Source organism: Salinibacterium sp. G-O1 (genome assembly GCF_030063305.1).
In the GTDB taxonomy this organism is placed as follows: domain Bacteria; phylum Actinomycetota; class Actinomycetes; order Actinomycetales; family Microbacteriaceae; genus Rhodoglobus.
Window position 1 is genome coordinate 932,504 of record NZ_JASISV010000002.1, and the last position, 17,521, is coordinate 950,024.

The 17,521-nt window shown below is 67.4% G+C and carries 19 protein-coding genes; 7 read left to right on the plus strand and 12 right to left on the minus strand.

What is annotated here, in order from left to right; translation table 11 throughout:
* Position 1: 1 nt before the first annotated feature.
* Together QMG83_RS10945 and QMG83_RS10950 are read right to left on the minus strand one after the other, a co-directional pair.
* The gene (locus QMG83_RS10945) at positions 2–970 is read right to left on the minus strand and encodes an AAA family ATPase (protein ID WP_283505567.1); all 969 of its coding nucleotides are present in this window, start codon (positions 968–970) and stop codon (positions 2–4) included.
* Positions 971–1,080: 110 nt separating this feature from the next.
* Positions 1,081–1,434, minus strand: coding sequence for a PLD nuclease N-terminal domain-containing protein (locus QMG83_RS10950; protein WP_283505390.1), 354 nt, complete (start codon positions 1,432–1,434; stop codon positions 1,081–1,083).
* 184 nt (positions 1,435–1,618) lie between these two features.
* On the opposite strand from QMG83_RS10950, the gene cofD reads away from it, so the two are divergent.
* Positions 1,619–2,566, plus strand: a complete 948-nt coding sequence (cofD, locus tag QMG83_RS10955) for a 2-phospho-L-lactate transferase (protein ID WP_283505391.1) — start codon at positions 1,619–1,621, stop codon at positions 2,564–2,566.
* Here the strand turns inward: cofD and cofC are convergent.
* The 4 genes from cofC to QMG83_RS10975 form a co-directional block, all read right to left on the minus strand.
* Positions 2,549–3,124 (minus strand): 2-phospho-L-lactate guanylyltransferase, encoded by a 576-nt coding sequence (gene cofC / locus QMG83_RS10960; protein WP_283505392.1) that lies wholly within the window; start codon positions 3,122–3,124, stop codon positions 2,549–2,551. The genes cofD and cofC overlap by 18 nt on opposite strands.
* Entirely contained in the window at positions 3,114–3,881 is a 768-nt protein-coding gene (locus QMG83_RS10965; RefSeq protein WP_283505568.1) for a coenzyme F420-0:L-glutamate ligase, read from the minus strand. The genes cofC and QMG83_RS10965 overlap by 11 nt, the downstream gene beginning before the upstream one ends.
* Before the next feature lie 459 nt (positions 3,882–4,340).
* The gene (locus tag QMG83_RS10970) at positions 4,341–4,727 is read right to left on the minus strand and encodes a toxin-antitoxin system YwqK family antitoxin (protein ID WP_283505393.1); all 387 of its coding nucleotides are present in this window, start codon (positions 4,725–4,727) and stop codon (positions 4,341–4,343) included.
* Complete coding sequence (locus QMG83_RS10975; protein ID WP_502949033.1) at positions 4,724–5,110, minus strand: VOC family protein; 387 nt, start codon at positions 5,108–5,110, stop codon at positions 4,724–4,726. Before QMG83_RS10975 ends, QMG83_RS10970 begins: the two co-directional genes overlap by 4 nt.
* A gap of 128 nt (positions 5,111–5,238) precedes the next feature.
* On the opposite strand from QMG83_RS10975, the gene QMG83_RS10980 reads away from it, so the two are divergent.
* The 3 genes from QMG83_RS10980 to QMG83_RS10990 are packed head-to-tail and all read left to right on the plus strand — an operon-like array spanning position 5,239 to position 8,168.
* On the plus strand, positions 5,239–5,916 hold the full coding sequence (locus QMG83_RS10980; protein WP_283505395.1) for a DUF4287 domain-containing protein: 678 nt from the start codon (positions 5,239–5,241) through the stop codon (positions 5,914–5,916).
* Between the two features lie 35 nt (positions 5,917–5,951).
* Complete coding sequence (locus tag QMG83_RS10985; protein WP_283505396.1) at positions 5,952–7,442, plus strand: FAD-dependent monooxygenase; 1,491 nt, start codon at positions 5,952–5,954, stop codon at positions 7,440–7,442.
* 33 nt (positions 7,443–7,475) lie between these two features.
* Complete coding sequence (locus tag QMG83_RS10990) at positions 7,476–8,168, plus strand: alpha/beta hydrolase (protein WP_283505397.1); 693 nt, start codon at positions 7,476–7,478, stop codon at positions 8,166–8,168.
* 3 nt (positions 8,169–8,171) lie between these two features.
* Here QMG83_RS10990 and QMG83_RS10995 read toward each other — a convergent pair whose 3' ends face one another.
* Positions 8,172–8,714, minus strand: a complete 543-nt coding sequence (locus tag QMG83_RS10995; RefSeq protein WP_283505398.1) for a dihydrofolate reductase family protein — start codon at positions 8,712–8,714, stop codon at positions 8,172–8,174.
* A 156-nt stretch (positions 8,715–8,870) separates the two neighbouring features.
* Between QMG83_RS10995 and QMG83_RS11000 the strand changes: the two genes are divergently transcribed.
* On the plus strand, positions 8,871–9,254 hold the full coding sequence (locus QMG83_RS11000) for a VOC family protein (protein ID WP_283505399.1): 384 nt from the start codon (positions 8,871–8,873) through the stop codon (positions 9,252–9,254).
* On the opposite strand, the gene QMG83_RS11005 is transcribed toward QMG83_RS11000, so the two are convergent.
* Genes QMG83_RS11005 through QMG83_RS11015 form a run of 3 tightly spaced genes read right to left on the minus strand, consistent with a single transcriptional unit; the run spans position 9,251 to position 11,825 of the window.
* The gene (locus QMG83_RS11005) at positions 9,251–9,832 is read right to left on the minus strand and encodes a DinB family protein (RefSeq protein WP_283505400.1); all 582 of its coding nucleotides are present in this window, start codon (positions 9,830–9,832) and stop codon (positions 9,251–9,253) included. The genes QMG83_RS11000 and QMG83_RS11005 overlap by 4 nt on opposite strands.
* Positions 9,833–9,849: 17 nt before the next feature.
* Positions 9,850–10,854 (minus strand): glucose-6-phosphate dehydrogenase (coenzyme-F420), encoded by a 1,005-nt coding sequence (fgd, locus tag QMG83_RS11010; RefSeq protein ID WP_283505401.1) that lies wholly within the window; start codon positions 10,852–10,854, stop codon positions 9,850–9,852.
* Positions 10,851–11,825 (minus strand): DMT family transporter, encoded by a 975-nt coding sequence (locus tag QMG83_RS11015; RefSeq protein WP_283505402.1) that lies wholly within the window; start codon positions 11,823–11,825, stop codon positions 10,851–10,853. Before QMG83_RS11015 ends, fgd begins: the two co-directional genes overlap by 4 nt.
* Between QMG83_RS11015 and QMG83_RS11020 the strand changes: the two genes are divergently transcribed.
* Both QMG83_RS11020 and QMG83_RS11025 read left to right on the plus strand, forming a co-directional pair.
* Positions 11,824–13,239 carry an aminotransferase-like domain-containing protein gene (locus QMG83_RS11020; RefSeq protein ID WP_283505403.1) on the plus strand — a complete coding sequence of 472 codons (1,416 nt, stop codon included), beginning with the start codon at positions 11,824–11,826 and terminating at the stop codon, positions 13,237–13,239. The two genes, QMG83_RS11015 and QMG83_RS11020, sit on opposite strands and share 2 nt — an antisense overlap.
* 88 nt (positions 13,240–13,327) lie before the next feature.
* Positions 13,328–14,740 carry an HNH endonuclease signature motif containing protein gene (locus tag QMG83_RS11025; RefSeq protein ID WP_283505404.1) on the plus strand — a complete coding sequence of 471 codons (1,413 nt, stop codon included), beginning with the start codon at positions 13,328–13,330 and terminating at the stop codon, positions 14,738–14,740.
* Between the two features lie 11 nt (positions 14,741–14,751).
* Here QMG83_RS11025 and coaD read toward each other — a convergent pair whose 3' ends face one another.
* Together coaD and QMG83_RS11035 are read right to left on the minus strand one after the other, a co-directional pair.
* Positions 14,752–15,234, minus strand: a complete 483-nt coding sequence (gene coaD, locus QMG83_RS11030; protein ID WP_283505405.1) for a pantetheine-phosphate adenylyltransferase — start codon at positions 15,232–15,234, stop codon at positions 14,752–14,754.
* A gap of 75 nt (positions 15,235–15,309) precedes the next feature.
* The gene (locus tag QMG83_RS11035) at positions 15,310–17,478 is read right to left on the minus strand and encodes an ATP-dependent DNA helicase RecG (protein ID WP_283505406.1); all 2,169 of its coding nucleotides are present in this window, start codon (positions 17,476–17,478) and stop codon (positions 15,310–15,312) included.
* Positions 17,479–17,521: the final 43 nt, after the last annotated feature.

Here is a 17,521-nt window from a genome sequence, read left to right on the forward strand (position 1 = left end):
CTCAGGCCGGACCCGCTGCACTGATGGGCACGGGAACGCTGGCAACGACAGCGGAGATGATGTCGGCGAGGCTGCCGCCCGTTAGCCCGGAAGCGCTCGAGTGTCGTTCCGCGATGAGACGGTGGCCAAAGACGGGAACGGCCAGCGCGTCGATGTCGTCGGGCAGCACGAATTCGCGGCCGTCCAGGGCGGCCCTCGCCTTGGCTGCGCGAACAAGTTGCAGGGTTGCCCGGGGGCTGGCGCCGAGCCTGAGGTCACGGTCCTCGCGGGTGGCCTGGGCGATCGCCACCGCGTACTGCTCCACGGCACGACTGGCGAACACGTTGCGCGCTGTCGCGATCATGGCGACGAGCTGAGCCGTCGTGACGACGGGCTTCACCGCGTCGAGCGGACTCGAGGTGGCACGCTGCCTCAACATGGCAAGCTCTGCCGCGGCATCCGGATACCCCATCGAGATTCGCGCCATGAACCTGTCGCGCTGGGCCTCGGGCAGCGGGTATGTGCCCTCCATCTCGATCGGATTCTGGGTGGCGATCACGATGAACGGGGTGCCGAGCCGGTAGCTGCGGCCGTCGACGGTGACTTGGCCCTCCTCCATGCTCTCCAGGAGTGCCGACTGGGTCTTGGGGCTCGCGCGGTTGATCTCGTCGCCGATGACGATGTTGGCGAAGACCGGGCCCGGTTTGAACTCGAATTCGTGATCGGCCTGGTTGTACACGGACACGCCGGTGATGTCTGCCGGCAGCAGGTCCGGGGTGAACTGGATGCGGTTGACTGAACAGTCCATGGTGCGCGCCAGGGTGCGGGCGAGCATCGTCTTGCCGACGCCGGGCACGTCCTCGATGAGCAGGTGCCCTTCGGCGAGCATGACCGTCAGTGCCATCTCGATGGCGCTGCGCTTGCCGTCGATGACGGTCTCGATGGAGCGCAGGATCTCGCGGCTCCTGGAGTAGAACTCGTCCTGAGGCATGGCGTGCACAGCGTCGTCGTTGCGTTCGGTGTCGATGTTCACCGCTGAAATGTCCACCCTTCGAGTCTGTCACCTATCGTCAATGAATAGCCCTGCCAGTTCACTGAAGGTCACTCCTCGCTGCGTTTGGCCCTGAGCTCCGCTTCGAGTCGGCGGATGCGGGCCTCACGCTCGTGGAACTCGATCTCGCGTTCGACGGCGGCCTCGTCATCCACCGGTGTCGGGGGGATGATCACCGTTTGGTGTCTCCGAGGGTCACCAAAGGTGCCGCGACCAGTCGACTCGCTCCGCTGCTTTCCCAGCGCGAACCAGAGGATCGACCCGATCAGCGGCAGCAGGATCACGATGAACGCCCACGACACCTTGTCGAGGTAGCGGAATTTCCACGAGTCAGCGGTGATCACGTCGACCAGCGCGAAGATCATCAGCGCCAGCGACCCCACCGTCAGGACAAGTTGAAACATGCTTGACATCCTACGAGCCGGGGCCGCGCAGCGGGAGGTCTCGTGGCGCCCGCGTCCATATCTCCTGCAGAACGGGTGCGGCCGACGGCAGCACCCCCGGGATTCCGGGCTGGCCGGGGACGGCGGCTCCTCAACTGCAGGAGTTATGAACGTGGGGCAGCGGGGAGGCCGTAGCGTGGGGCGGATGAAGATCACAGTTCTCTCTGGCGGCGTCGGTGGCGCCCGCTTCCTGCGCGGGCTGCGCGACGCCGTGACCGCCGACGACGAGGTGACCGCTGTCGTGAACGTCGGCGACGACATGTGGCTGACCGGGTTGCGGATCACGCCAGACCTCGACTCGATCATGTACACGCTCGCGGGCGAGAACGATGAGGAGCGGGGCTGGGGTCGCGTCGGCGAGAGCGAGCGGGTGAGCGCCGAACTGCGTGCATACGGTGTGGGATGGCCGTGGTTCACCCTCGGCGACCTCGACATCGGCACCCACCTCACGCGCACCCACCTGCTGCGCGAAGGGCTGCCGCTCAGCGAGGCCACGGCGCGCATCACGTCGCGCTGGCCGCTCGGGGTGCGCCTGATTCCCGCCACCGACGACGAGGTCGAGACTCACGTGATCACGGACGGCGGCCCGATGCACTTCCAGGAATGGTGGACCCGGCACCGGGCATCCATCCCTGCGCTCTCATTCGAATACCGCGGGGTGGCTGCATCGACCCCAGCACCGGGAGTGCTCGACGCCATCGCCGAGGCGGACGTCGTGATCGTCGCCCCGTCGAATCCCGTCGTGTCGATCGGGCCGATCCTCGCGATTCCCGGCATCCGTGAGGCGCTGGCCTCCACCCCGGCGCGCGTGGTCGGCATTTCGCCGATCATCGCGGGAGCCGTCGTGCGCGGCATGGCAGACGCGTGTCTGGCGGCCATCGGCGTCTCCACGTCGGCCGACGCGGTCGCGGTGCACTACGGAGCACGATCGCGCGGCGGGGTGCTGGACGGCTGGCTTGTCGATGAGTCGGATGCTGCGGCAGCGGCCGCGATCGAGGCTGCCGGCATCCGGGCGCAGGTCGTTCCGCTGTGGATGCGCGACGCCGAGTCGAGCGCGGCGCTCGGGCGGGACGCGCTAGCTGCGGCTCGCTAGCCACGCGGACGTGCGCGGGCCGGGATCTGCGAGGCCGGCAAGGTCGGCCGCGGTGTCGACGTCGGCGCTGAGGCCCGGCCAGTCACCGTCGAGCTCGACGTATCCTTCGGCAATGTGAGCCGCCCGCGAGCCAGGGCCGAACGCCAGCGCATGCGGCACCCCTGGCCGGGCGGCCGTGAGGGCGGAGCCGTCGCCAGCGGCATCCGCCACCAGTGACAGCGGGTGGGTGGCCGCGGCGAGCGCCGCGGCGAGTTCGGTCGGAGTCAGGGCGGGGTGATCCCCCAGCAGCACGGCCCGCGGCGTATCGACGCCGGCCTGCTCGAGCCCGGCCGCGATGGCGGCGTTCAGCCCCGCGCCGGGGTCGGGATGCACGGCTGCGCCGAGCGCGACGAATGGCTCAGCGGCATCCGTCACCACGATCACGTGCGCGACCGTCAGCGCCGCCGCGACGGTGTCGAGCGCCATGGCCATGGCCAGCTCGGCGTTGTCGCCCGGACCGAACCGGGACTTCGCGGATGCCGCCCTGAACGGCACAATGACGACCCAGTCAGCGCGCACTCGCGCGCCCGGCCTCAAAGCCTTCGGCATACCCTTCGGCGTGCGCCTCGGCCGTGCCGAGACTGAACATGTCGTCGGGGCCGGTGCGCACGATCGACCTGGCGCCTGGCGCGTCCACCTCTGCCAGGAGGTGGCCGAGACCGCGCACCACCGCGACCGGAAGACCGAGCGACTTGCCTTTAACCAGGTCACCCGCGGCGGCGATCTCGTCGGCCACGGCCGGCACCGTGACATCCAGTCGCCTGCCATTGGCGTCGGTCGAGCCACGAAGGTCATCGAGCACCGTGAGGCCGGCGGCGCCGATCGCGACATCGGTTTGCCCCTGCCGCCATGGCCGTCCAAGAGTGTCGGTGATGACGATGCCGATGCGCACGCCGAGCCGATCACGGAGCGCGCTGCAGAGGCGGCGGGCCGTCGCGTCGGGGTCGACGGGGAGCAGCAGCACGATGCCGTCCGGCACATTGCTCGAGTCGACGCCGGCCGCCGCCGACACCATTCCGAGGTGGTTCTCGACGATTCGGGTGACGCCGTGGGCGTGCTGGCGGGATGCCACGATCCGCACGGTCTCGGACGTGATCGCCTCGTCGCGATGCGAGGCCTCGACCTGCCGGCCCTCGGCCTTGCTCACGATCTTGGAGGTGATGGCGAGGATGTCGCCATCCTCCAGGATGCCGTCGACCGCATCCCCGATAATCGTCACCAGGTCGTCCCCTGCCACGAATTCGGGCAGCCCGCCGACGGCGAAAACGGTGAGCATCATCGGATCAGTTTAGGTGCGAGTCAGGGTGCCGCTCGCGCGGGTGGCGAGGCGCCTCTCGCGCGGGCGCCGCCGCGGCATCCACCCCCGGCCGCGGCCCGCTGCCGCGTGCTTCTGCGTGCCCCTCCCTGCATCCAAATGAAGGAGATTTCGGATGTCACGCCCCGCCCGCCAGCAAAAGGGCCCTCCCGAGGCGATATCTCCTTCATTTGGGAGCACGACGCGAGGGCACAACACCCGGCGCGGGTCAGGGTGCCACTCGCGCGGGCGCCGCCGCGTCATCCACCCCTCCGTACCCCTGCTGCGCCGCTCCCGCATCCGAATGAAGGAGATTTCGGATGTCACGCCCTCCCCGCTGGCCGTAGGGCCCTCCCGAGGCGATATCTCCTTCATTTGGGAGCACGAGGGAGCGCAGGCAGAGGGCAGTCCGGGGTTCGCGAGGGCACAACACGCGGCGAGTCAAGGGCCCTTATGGTTGGTGACCTTCTTCACGGAGCCGTCGGGCGCGTAGTAGGTCCAGGCTCCGGATTTGGTTCCACGGTCGAAGTGCCCTTCATCGATGGGCACGCCGTCCGCCGTCCAGCGCTGCCAGAAGCCGTGCTTCTCGTCGGCGAGGAAGCCGCCCTTCTGCAACAGTCCGCCGGTCGCGCGGAACCAGACGCACTCCCCCGTCAGCGCACCCGAGTCGTAGTGGCATTCCGAGCGCACCCGGCCGTCGGCGAAGCGGTGCCTCCACAGGCCCTCACGTTCGCCCGCCACATACTCACCCGAGATGACGCCGCCGTGGGGGTCGTCCTCCTCCCAGAATCTGGTCTTGCGGCCGTCGGCGTCCAGTTCGTTGCTCACGCCCGGGTCGCGATCTGGATGAGGTTGCCACATGTGTCGTCCAGCGTCGCGATGGTGACCGGGCCGAGGTCGGTCGGCGGCTGCACGAAGGTGACCCCCAGCGCGGTGAGGCGCGCGTGTTCGGTGGCGACGTCATCCACTCCGAAGCTGGCGGCCGGGATGCCGTCGGCCACGAGCGCCGCCTTGAACGGCTTGACCGCCGGATGCTGGTCAGGCTCGAGCAGCAACTCGACCCCGTCGGGGGCGGAGGGCGAAACTACCGTCAGCCAGCGGAACTCGCCCAGCGAGATGTCGTCTTTCTTCTCGAATCCGAGCACGTCGGTGTAGAAGGCGAGCGCCTTCGCCTGGTCGTCGACGAAAACGCTGGTGGTGGTGATGCGGATCATTGCGCTCCTCGGGCTTGTGTCGTCGCTCAGCCGTGTGGTGTCGAGGGTAGTTGCCGTCGTTGCCCAGGGCCAGCGTCGGGGATTAGCCTGCTGGTGGGCGCCGCCACAACAGCACGGGAGTTCCGATGACCACGCAAGAGACGCTCACCCGCCGCATCCGGCAGCGGATGCTGGCTACCGGCGAGCGCTACGGTGCGGCACGCCGCGCGCTGCCCGCTCCGATGCCGGCGGCCGCGGCATCCACTTGGCTAGCCCAGCCGATGCAGACGACCGAGGTCATCACCGCCAGCACCGATCGGGACTGGGATGACTGGGTCGCCCTCATCGAGGCTGGCCCAGGTCGCGAGGCCGGTCATACCGCGATCGCCGCCTGGCTGCGCGACGAGCACGCCGTCGACCCGTGGTGGGCGCAGGCGGTCACGATCGGCTTCGAGCGCATCACCGGCCTGCGCCTGCCCGGCCAGATGAAGGACGGCACCTTCACGGTCAGCCGCACGCGACTGCTGCCAGCGGACGCCACGGACCTCCGCGCCCTCCTGCTCGATGACGCGGACCGCGCGGAGCTGCTGCCCGGCTACGAGCTGACGCTGCGGTCAAAGCCGGAGTCGAAGTCACTGCGGTTCACCTTCGCTCAGGATGCCGAGCCGCTTGGCGTGGTGATGTTCGCGTTCGACCCAGCGCCGAAGCAGCGGATCCGCCTGACGGTGACGCACGAGAAGCTCGACAGCATCGACCTCGGCGAGCATTGGAAAGAGTTCTGGAGCGAATGGCTCGACGGCGTGGAGGCGGAGCTCGCGGCCTAACACGCCCGAAAGCCACTCGGAGTACGCTCAACCCAATGTCCTCCGCCCGCACCACCGACGTGCTCATCGTCGGCGCCGGGCCTACCGGCCTGATGCTCGCGGTCGTGCTCGCGAGGCTGGGGGTCGACCACATCCTGGTCGACGGCAAGTCGGGGCCGACGACGGAGTCTCGCGCGCTGGGGGTGCAGGCTCGCACCCTCGAGATCTACGAACAGCTGGGGCTGGTCGACGAGGTGCTCGCGAATGGCACCAAGGCCGACGCGATCTCCCCCGGCTTCCGCAAGCGGGTGTTCGCGACGATCCCGTTCGTCATCCTCGGCGCGACGTTCACCCGGTACCCGTTCATGCAGATGTTCGAGCAGAACAAAAACGAGGCCCTGCTGGGCGACGCACTGCGGCGGCTCGGCGGCGAGGTGCTGTGGAACCGCTCACTCGAGGGGCTTGAGGTCGCGGCATCCAGTGTCGACGGCGCAGATCGCCCGGTCACGGCGACACTGAGCGGCGGGGTCACAGTGACGGCGCGGTATGTGGTGGGGGCCGACGGGGCATCCTCGCCGGTGAGACGGATGCGCGACATCGGCTTCGAGGGAACGACCAGCGCCCACACGTTCTACGTGATCGATGCTGCCGAGGTGCACGGGTTGCCGGACACATCCATCAATGTGCGGCTCGGGGCAACCGACTTTCTGCTGGGGTTCCCGATGGGGCAGGGTCAGGATGCCCGCCTTGTCGGCGTCGTGCCGGGCGAGTTGCACAACTCGAGCGACGCTCCGCTGCGCGAACGGATTGCCGGGTTCGGGGTCGCCTGGGGCGCCACGCGCTGGCTCAGCACCTACCAGGTGCACCATCGTCTGGCCGAGCGGTTCCGCGACGGGCCCGTCTTTCTCGCCGGCGATGCCGCTCACGTGCACTCCCCCGTCGGCGCGCAGGGCATGAACACCGGCCTTCAGGATGCCCACAACCTCGCCTGCAAACTCGCGGACGTGCTGCAGGGCCGCGCCGACGACAGCTACCTCGACCGCTACGACGCCGAGCGGCGGCCGGTCGCCAAACACATTATCGACTTCACCGAGCGCGCGTTCGAGAACGCCATCACCGACAATCGCGTGCGACGGTTCGTGGTGCGCACGCTGCTGCCCGTGGTCGCGCCGATCATCGCGTTCCTGATGCCGCGGGTGCCGCTCGGTCGGCGCGTGTTCGGGTACGTTTCGCAGACGCGCATCCACTACCCGATGCCGCCTGCTTCGGATGCTCGCCGCCGGCGTGACCCGGTCATCGGCCGCCGCCTTCCACCCTTCGACAGCAATCACGAGGCACTCCGCTCGTTCACGTGGCAGGTGCACACCTACGGATCCGTCGACCGAGCAAGCGCCGCTTTAGTGGGGCTGCCGGTGCATGCGTTCCCGACCCCGGTCGGCACTCCTCTGCGCGACGGCTGGATGTATCTGGTGCGGCCTGACGGGTTCGTCGCGGCAGCGGGTGTGACCGCAGAGCCGCTGGTTGAGGCGCTGCCCTGGCACCCCTAGCGATTGTCGGAAGCCCGATCTATCGTGGGGCGCATGAACATCATCATGATCCCCGGATTCTGGCTGAATGGTGCCTCATGGGACGACGTAGCGGCCCCGCTGCGAGCCGCCGGTCACACAGTTCAGCAACTCACCCTGCCCGGACTCGAATCGATTGACGCAGACCGCTCTGCCATCACGCTCCGCGATCACGTCGACGCCGTCGTCGCGGCGATCGACGCCTCCGGAGAACCGGTCGTGCTCGTCGGGCACAGTGGCGGCGGTGCGATCGCCTGGGCCGCAGCGGACGCCCGGCCCGCATCCGTTGCGCGCGTGATCTATGTCGACAGCGGGCCCCTCGGTGACGGCGACAACATCAACGACGAACTTCCGGTCGTCGACGGCGAGGTGCCGCTTCCCGACTGGTCGGTATTCGACGATGCCGACCTCACCGACCTGACCGACGAGTTGCGCGAGCGCATGCGCCGCATCGCCATCCCCCAGCCGCTGGGGGTCGCCTCCGACGCGCAACAGCTCGGCGATCCCGCACGGTACGGCGTGGCATCCACCGTCATTTGCTGCGAATTCGACAGCGAACAGCTCAAGAAGTGGATGGAAGGCGGAGCCTTCGACGAGCTGGCCAAGGTCACCGACTACGAACTGGTCGACCTTCCGACCGGGCACTGGCCGCAGTTCACGCGACCGGCCGACCTTGCCACCACCATCCTCGCGGCCGTCGACCGATAGGAGCTAAACCCGTCGATATCGCAGGAACACGACCCCGTTGTCGAAGCGGCGCTGCTCCACGAGGTCGAGCGGCACGGTCACGCCCAGCGGGAAGTACGAGGTGCCGCCACCGACGATGATCGGGTTGACGAACATCCTGAACTCGTCGACCAAGCCCGCCTCGAGCGCCTCGGCGGCCAGCGTCGCACCGCCGATCGAGACGTCGCCCGGGAGGGCGCGCACGGCGTCCACATCGAAAATCCGCTCGAGCCGGGTGCGGGGCGCCGTCACCTCGGCCAGCGACGCCGAGAAGACGATCTTCTCTGCGGCGCGCCAGATCTCGGCGTAGTCGTTCATGATGGGGCTGTCGGGGTCCGCTGGCATCACGTCCCAGACCGACATCACCTCATACATTCGGCGACCGAGCAGGTACGTGCCGACCGGCCGCTCGAGGTCGTTGATGAACTGGTGCACCTGCGCATCGGGCATGCTCCAGTCGAAATTGCCGTGCACGTCGTTGATGTAGCCGTCGAGCGACGTGATCCCGGTGTAAATGAGGTTGCCCACGCATCCATTCTGCTCCTGGCGCATCGAGAGTGCAGTAGTTGTCGCTTCGGCTCGCTCAGAGCGACCAAACGCGCACTCTCGATGAAGATCGGAGGCTGCGGGAGATCCGAGACCGCGGGCGTTGCCAGAAAAATCGGCACTGGGTACATTCGAAAAATGAGCAACTTTCCGGGCCCCATCACCGCCATCACCCTCTTCGTTGACGACCTGCCGGCCACCCGCGAGTTCTATCGCGACTCAATCGGCCTGCCCGTGCACTGGGACGATGAGAACTCATCGGTCTTCAACTTCAGCAACACCCTCATCAATCTGCTGCAGTCTGACGAGGCGCCGGGCCTGATCGCACCCGCCATGGTCGCGCCGCAGGCAGCCGGCGCCCGCATGCAGTTCACGATCACCGTCGACGACGTGGATGCCACGGCCGCCCTCCTTGCGGAGCGAGGCGTCGCGATGCTCAACGGCCCGATGGACCGCCCGTGGGGCATCCGCACCGCATCGTTCGTGGACCCAGCCGGCCACATCTGGGAAATCGCGAGCTAGCTGCGTGCCTGCTTCGCCACTTCCTCCAGCCGCTCCACGTACTGCGTCCACCAGCCCGCGTCGCCTTCAGGCAGGTTGTCGTTGTCCTGTCGCAGCCCGGCGGCTCCGTCAATCAGTTCGCGCACGATGTCGGCGTGACCGGTGTGACGGTTCAGTTCGGCGATCAGGTGGATCACGATTCGGTGCAGCGTGACGGGGTTGCGATCATCCGACCACCACGGCACCGACCCGAGGGAGTCGAGATCGAGCACGTCGAGGGTCGCCTCCGAATGCGCTGCGACGCGTTCGAACAGGCTCAGGATGTCGGCGCGCGACTCATCCGCCGTCGCCCACATGTCGGCGTTGGGCTCGGCCTCGAACTCCATCCACGGCAACTCCTCGGGAAAAGGTCGCCCGAACACTGCGCCCAGATACCCTGCCTCGACGCCGGCACAGTGCTTGACCAGCCCGAGCAGATTGGTGCCGGTACGCACCAGCGGCCGACGGACGTCGTAGTCGCTGAGACCATCGAGTTTCCACACCAAGGCCTCGCGGGCCAACCGCAGGTAGCTCCTCAGGTCGTCTTTCGCGTCGCCCACATTTGCCTCCGTTGTCGTTACAGCGCGCGCAGCCTCGGCGCAAGGTCGCGCTCGAACAGCTCAAGGAACCGGCGCTGATCCTGACCGGGCGCATGGAACACCAGGTGGTTCATGCCGGCATCCACGTACTGCTTGATACCCGCAACAACATCATCCGGATCCGAACCGACAATCCAGCGCGACGCGATCTGCTCGATCGGCAGAGCATCAGCAGCCCGCTCCATCTCGATCGGATCAGTGATGTCGTGCTTCTGCTCCTTCGACAGCGCGAGCGGCGCCCAGAAGCGCGTGTTTTCGAGCGCGAGGTCGGCGTCGGTGTCGTACGAGAGCTTGATCTCGATCATCCGGTCGATGTCGTTGAAGCTGCGGCCGACCTTCTCGGCTCCCTCCTTCACGGCGGGAATGAGCTGCTCGGTGTAGAGCTCCATGCCCTTGCCCGAGGTGCAGATGAAGCCGTCGCCCGCGCGACCGGCATAGCGGGCCACGACCGGGCCACCCGCAGCGATGTAGACCGGAATCGGGGTGTCTGGCCGGTCATAGATGGATGCATCGACCGTCGAGTAGTACTCGCCCTCGAAGTTGACGCGATCTTCGGACCACAACTGCCGCATGAGGGTGACGGCCTCGCGCAGCCGGGCGAACCGCTCCTTGAACTCGGGCCACTCGCCGCTGAAGCCGGTGGCGACCTCGTTCAGCGCCTCACCGGTGCCGACCCCGAGCATGATGCGTCCGGGATAGAGGCACCCCATCGTCGCGAAAGCCTGCGCGATAACGGCGGGGTTGTAGCGGAAGGTCGGTGTCATCACGCTCGTGCCGATGGTGATCGTTTTGGTGCGTTCACCGACCGCCGCCATCCAGCTGAGCGAGAACGGCGCGTGACCGCCCTCGTGGCGCCAGGGCTGGAAGTGGTCGCTGACGGCGACGCTCTCCATGCCGTGCTGTTCTGCGGCCACCGCGATCTCCACCAACTCGCGCGGGTCGAACTGCTCTGCCGATGCCTTGTATCCGAGTTTGAGGGTCACGTCTCCATTGTGCGCTGGTTGTGGGTGCGGGCGGTAGTCGAGGGGATGGGCGCTGCGCGCTGCAGTCGCACCCGCACCGCGATGGCGGCGCACAGCACCACCGCACAGCCGCCGACGATCGTCGGCCACGTCAGCTGCTCCCCGAGCAGCAGCGCGGCCCACACAATGCTGAGCACCGGTTGGATGAGTTGCACCTGACTCACCCGCGCCATCGGCCCGATAGCCAGGCCCCGGTACCACGCGAAAAAGCCCAGGAACATGCTCACCGCAGCGAGGTACGCGAAGGCCGCCCACTCGATCGGAGCCGCCGTTGGTGTTTGCTGTGCCACGGCGATGATCAAGAGCAGCACCATCACCGGCGCGGCAACGATGAGGGCCCAGGAGATGGTTTGCCACGAGCCCAGCTCGCGAGCGAGCATTCCGCCCTCGGCATACCCGACCGCTGCGGCGATAACCGCGGCGAACAACAGCAGGTCTGACGGGGTGAGCTCGGCGACGCCTCCGCCCTGCAACGAGGCAAAGACCATCGCGACAACAGCACCAACGGCCGCCATGACCCAGAACGGGAGCGGAGGACGCTCACGACCGCGAATGACCGCCGCCACCGCGGTCGCGGCGGGAAGCAGGGCGATCACCACCGCCGCGTGGCTCGCCGACGCGGTCGTGAGCGCGAACGAGGTCAGCAGCGGGAACCCCGCCACAATGCCACCAGCCACGACCGCGAGTCGAAGCCACTGGGATCCCGTCGGGCGCGATTGCCGGGTGATAGCTAATGCAGCGGCCGCGAGCATCGCTGCGATCACCGCACGACCCGAACCGATGAACAGTGGCGACAGGCTGGCCACGGCGACCCGTGTGAACGGGACGGTGAACGAGAACGCGAGCACTCCCAGCAAACTCCAGAGCAAGCCGGCCCGGGAGTGGGATACCACTGGGGATATATGTGCAGTAGCGCTACTGTTGTCTCTCATGAATGACGATAGCAGTTCTCGCATTACGGCGGCACTGAGTCAGTGGATATCTGCGGCCCCCGCTGGCGCAAAGTTGCCATCCACCCGCGAACTTGTCGCCATCCACTCAGCCAGCCCGGTAACAGTGCAGAAGGCGCTGCGCACCCTCATTGCGCGGGGTCTCGTCGAGAGCAGGCCAGGGGTGGGCACGTTCGTGCGCAGCGTTCGCGTCGCCCGCCCGCTCGACTACGGCTGGCAGACCGCGGCTCTGGGGTCACCGCTGCACCGGGTACCTGCGTCCTCTACTCCCATGCGCGCCACCCCACACGGGGCGATCGCCCTGCACGCCGGATACCCGGATCGGGAGCTGTTACCGCAACGGCTCGTTCGCGCCGCCGTCGCCCGAGCCGCACGCAGCGATGCGGCCGTCTCACACTCCCCCACCTCGGGCCTGCCCGAGCTTCAGTCCTGGTTCGCCGCAGAACTCGCCACCGCTACCCCCGTCGGCGTCACCCCGCCGACGTCGAGCGACGTGATTGTGCTGCCCGGCAGCCAGACCGGGCTCAGCTCGGTCTTCAGGGCGCTCGTGGGCCCGGGTCAGCCGCTTCTGATGGAGTCGCCCAGCTATTGGGGAGCGATCGTCGCGGCGGCCCAGACGGGGGTGCGGGTCATCCCGATTCCCTCCGGACCAGACGGCCCAGATCCTGCCGCCCTGCAACGGGCCTTCGCCGAGACCGGAGCCCGTGCGTTCTACGCCCAGCCGAACTACGCCAACCCCACCGGCGCGCAGTGGTCCGCTGACGTCGCCCGGCGCGTGCTCGAGGTCGTCACGACCCACGGCGCGTTCCTGATCGAGGATGACTGGGCGCACGATTTCGGCATCACCACCGCATCCACGCCGATCGCGGCACTGGATGACGGCGGGCACGTGGTCTACATCCGTTCCCTCACCAAGAGCGTGTCGCCGGCGATCAGGATCGCCGCGATCATCGCCCGTGGTCCGGCGCGGGAGCGCATCCTGGCCGACCGCGGAGCCGAATCGCTGTATGTCAGCGGGATTCTGCAGGCGGCTGCACTGGAAGTCGTCAGCCAGCCCGCATGGCACGCGCACCTCCGCGGTCTCCGGCAGCAGCTGCGAGCGCGCCGGGACCTGCTCGTCGACAGCCTGGCCGAACACGCCCCCCTCGCCCACCTGACGTCTGTGCCCGCCGGCGGTCTCAACCTGTGGCTTCAGCTGCCGGAACCCACCGATCTCCCGGCGCTCGTGCGGCGGTGCGAGGACGACGGCGTGCTGATCTCGTCCGGAACCGAGTGGTTCCCGGCCGAACCGGCGGCGCCCTACATCCGACTCAACTACGCCGGCGCCAACCCCGGAGCGTTCCCGGAGGCGGCCCGCGTCATCGGGCGCGCATTGGAGGATGCCGCTCGACGTTGAGCATGGCGGCTCTACTCCTCGCAAAATCTGTGGATAGAGGTTATCCACATTTTCGAACATTTGTTCGAATCTCTGGGAGAATTGATCCATGCCCGACCTCGACGAACTGCTCACGGAACTTGCCTCCGTCGCGTCGCGGTGTGTGGCGTCGGCGAGGATGGATGCCACGGGTTCGGGCGACGAGGTGCTGCTCGAGTATCAGCGGCGTATCGCCGCATCCGCGCGTCTGATAGACATTGCAGCCTCGACCCTGGCCGCCGAAATTGCTCATCGATCCCGCCGCGAACTGGGGTATCTGGGGCTCGCGCAAAAGCATGGCGCGCGCACCCCTGAGGCGTTGGTGCAGTCCGTCACCGGATCGAGCGGGCAGACCGCTCGCCGTCTCATCCGGGTCGGCACAATGGTCGCAGAGCTGTCGACACACGACAGCGATCCGACATTCCTCGTTGCAGAACCGTGGCTTGAGGTTGCCGTCGCCGCCGCCGCGGCCGGCGAGATCTCCAGCGAAGCGCTCGAGGTGATCCGTTGCGGCGTGGGGGTTCCGTGCGGCGACCCGAGCACCCCGTCCGAGGGCGACGTCACCGCCGAAGCCCTCGCGGTCGCCGTGGGGATGCTGACGGCCATGGCCACCGACGTCACCCTCGATCGGCTCGCCGCGTGCGCCCGGGAACAACGCGACCAACTCGACGCGGCCGGCGTGAGCGCTCGCGAAAACGAACGACGCGACCGTCGGTACCTGCGACTGTTCCCCCAGAGCGACGGGATGACGAAAATCGTCGGGCTCCTCGATCCCGAGTCTGCCGCCGTCGTGGTCGCTGCTGTGGACGCAGCCACCTCACCCCGGCGAGGTGGCCCCCGATTCGTCGACCCGACCGACGTCGCGCGGGCGGAGAGCATCGAGAACGACCCGCGCTCCACCGAACAACTTGCCCTCGACGCGGTGGTGGAGATGATCGACGTCGCCGTTCGATCGCGCACCAGCAATCGCCTTGGCGCACGCCGCTCCGTTGTGCGGGTTCTGGTCACCCAACGCGACCTTGCCGCCAAGTCCGGCGTCGGATTCATCGAGGGGCAGACGGCCAGCATCTCCGTCGCGAGCGTTCAGCGACTTGCCTGCGATGGCGGACTGCAGCCGATCCTGTTCGATGATGACGGGCAGTCCCTCAATCTGGGCCGCACGCAGCGGCTGCATAACTCGCGCCAACGAGCGGTGATCTCAGCGCGGGATGGCGGGTGCATTGCAGAAGGATGCGACCGGCCGCCGTCCTGGACCGAGGTGCACCACATCACCGAGTTCAGTCGCGGCGGCCTGACCGACGTGACAGACGGAGTCTGCCTCTGCCGATATCACCACATGCTCGTTCACAACAATGAGTGGCGAATCACGCGCACCGCCGGCAGGTATTGGCTGGTGCCACCGCCCGACGTCGACCCGAAGCAACGCCCGCGACAGTTGGAGTCAGCGAGCCCGGCCCTACGACGCCTGCTGGTGACGGCATGACCCGCTGGAGGTTACGGAGCCTGCAGGAAGCGGGAGACCGCGGGGGGAACGTAGGGAGCTACATTTCCACCGAGCGAATCGACCTGGCGCACGAGCGAACTCGACACGTGAGCATGCGCGGGATCGGGGAGCATGAACACGGTCTCAACGCCGGCGAGGTCACGGTTCACGATCGCCATGGGCGTTTCGTACGCGACATCCACCTGCGAACGGATGCCCTTGACGATAGCTGTCGCCCCCACCTCTGTGCAGTAGTCGACGAGGAGGCCGACACTCCAGCTGGTGACCCGGATGTTGCCTTCGATACCAGCCTCGCGAATCGCCTGTTCGATGAGTGTCACACGCTGGGCGATCGGCAACAACGCCGTCTTACCGGGGTTGTGCACCACCAAAACGTGGAGTTCATCGAAGAGGCCCGCCGCACGTTCAATGACGTCGAGGTGCCCGAGAGTGACAGGGTCGAAAGACCCAGGAACAACGGCGATCCTGTGCATGCCTTCACCCTACCGGGCCAATGTTGCCGTTCCGTTTCCGACAGCAGAACGGGCGGTCCGTCCGTACCATCAACGTCAGTTCTTGGCCAAAAACGACTCAGAAGTCTCGTCGAGCCTTCGCTCCAGAGCCTCACGCAGTGCCGGATACGCCGCAAGAGTCGGGTCGGCGTCGAGCACGGCGGCTGCCCTTTCGCGTGCATCAGCGATGAGGGCGCCGTCCTTGGCCACCCTGACCAGTCGCAGGCTCGACCGGCCACCAGACTGCGAGCTTCCGAGCACGTCGCCCTCCTGCCTCAGCTCGAGGTCTTTGTTGGCCAGCTCAAAACCGTCGAGGGTGGATGCCACGGCCTCGACCCGCTCGCGGGCGAGCGACTCCTGCTCGGCATTCGTCACGAACAGCGCGAGGCCCTGCACTCCCCCGCGGCCGACCCGACCACGCAGCTGATGAAGTTGCGACACCCCGAAGCGGTCAGCATCGAGCACGACCATCGTCGAGGCGTTGGGTACATCGACCCCCACCTCAATCACGGTGGTTGCGACGATCACATCGATGCTGCCGGCCGCGAAAGCGCGCATAATCTCGTCTTTCTCGTCGCCAGACATCCGGCCGTGAAGCGCCTCAATGCGCTTGCCAGCGAGCACCGCATTCGACCGGAGGGAGGCCAGCACCTCGGTCACATTGGCGGCCGCCCGCGTTGCCGGGGCGTCGGAGGTGACCGCATCCGGCGCGGGAAGATCGCCATCATCGGTCGGCGTCGCGTCGATGGCCGGACACACCACGAACGCCTGATGTCCCTTCGCGAGTTCCTCAGCAACCCGCGCCCATACTCGCGAGACCCATCCGGGATGCTCGGCCAGCGGCACAACGAAACTCTCGATCGGCGACCGGCCGGCCGGCAACTCGGCGATCGTCGAGATGTCGAGATCACCAAATACCGTCATCGCAACGGTTCGTGGGATGGGTGTCGCGGTCAAGACGAGCGCATGGGGTGGCTGCCGCCCCTTCAGCCGCAGCGCCTCACGCTGCTCGACGCCGAACCGATGCTGCTCATCGACCACGACCAAGCCCAGGTCGAAGAACTCCACCCTGTCGGCGAGCAGCGCATGCGTGCCGATGACGATGTGCGCAGAGCCAGAGACCGCCGCGAGCATCGCCTTCCGGCGTTGGGCCACCGGAAGCTGGCCCGTCAGCACGGTCGGCCGAAGTCGGGCGGCGAGATCGGGACCGAGGGTCTTCACGATCGACCGCAGGTGCTGGTGTGCCAACACCTCGGTGGGTGCCAGCAGTGCCGACTGCCCACCGGATTCCGCCACGGTCAGCATGGCGCGCAAGGCGACAAGGGTCTTGCCAGAGCCAACCTCCCCCTGCACCAGCCGGTTCATCGGCACGGGAGCGGCCAGGTCGTCGGCGATCTGCAGACCCACGAGCGCCTGGTCCCCGGTCAGGGTGAACGGCAGCGCAGCATCGAAGCCGTCGAGAAGCGGGCCGGCCACGCGCGGGGTCGCCGCAGTCTCGCGAAGGCGCAGGCGCTGCTGCAGGAGTGCCACCTGCAGCACGAAGGCTTCCTGGAAGCGCAGGCTCTTGCGCGCTCCACCCCATTCGGCATCGATTGTCGGGCGGTGAACGAGCTGGAGCGCCCGCGAGAAGTCCATCAGCTTCAGAGACGAGCGCACAGCATCCGGAACCGGATCATCGAGCTGTGGCAGCGTGTCAAGAACGACGCCGATCGCCTTCTGGACCTGCCAACTCGCCACCGTGGCCGTCGCCGCGTAGATCGGGATGGGCAGTTCAGCCCACGCCTTCACACGCTCGGGGTCTGCACTGTCGACGTCGTCGTCAAAAAGTTCGTAGTCGGGGTGCGCGAGCTGGAGGTTTCCGCGGTAGTCGCCAACCTTGCCCGTGAAAATGCCCCTCGCTCCGGCCTTCAGCTCGGTCGCCCGCCAGGCCTGGTTGAAGAACGTGAGGGTCAGGATGCCCTTGCCGTCTCCGATCGTCACCTCGAGGATCGAGCCACGCTTGGCCCGCATCGGCCGGTTCATCACCCGCAGCACTTCGGCCACGATCGTGACGTTCTCGTCAACCGGGAGGTGGGTGAGAGCCGTCAGCTCACCGCGCCGCGCATACCGCCGGGGATAGTGGCTCAGCAGGTCACCGACCGTCTCGAGGCCGAGCCCCTTGGCGAAGGCGGCAGACGTGCGCCCGCCCAGAGCCACAGCGAGTTTCTGATCGAGAGGGGATGCCACAGTGCAACGCTACCCGTGACCGCCCTGTGACAGGATTGCGAGC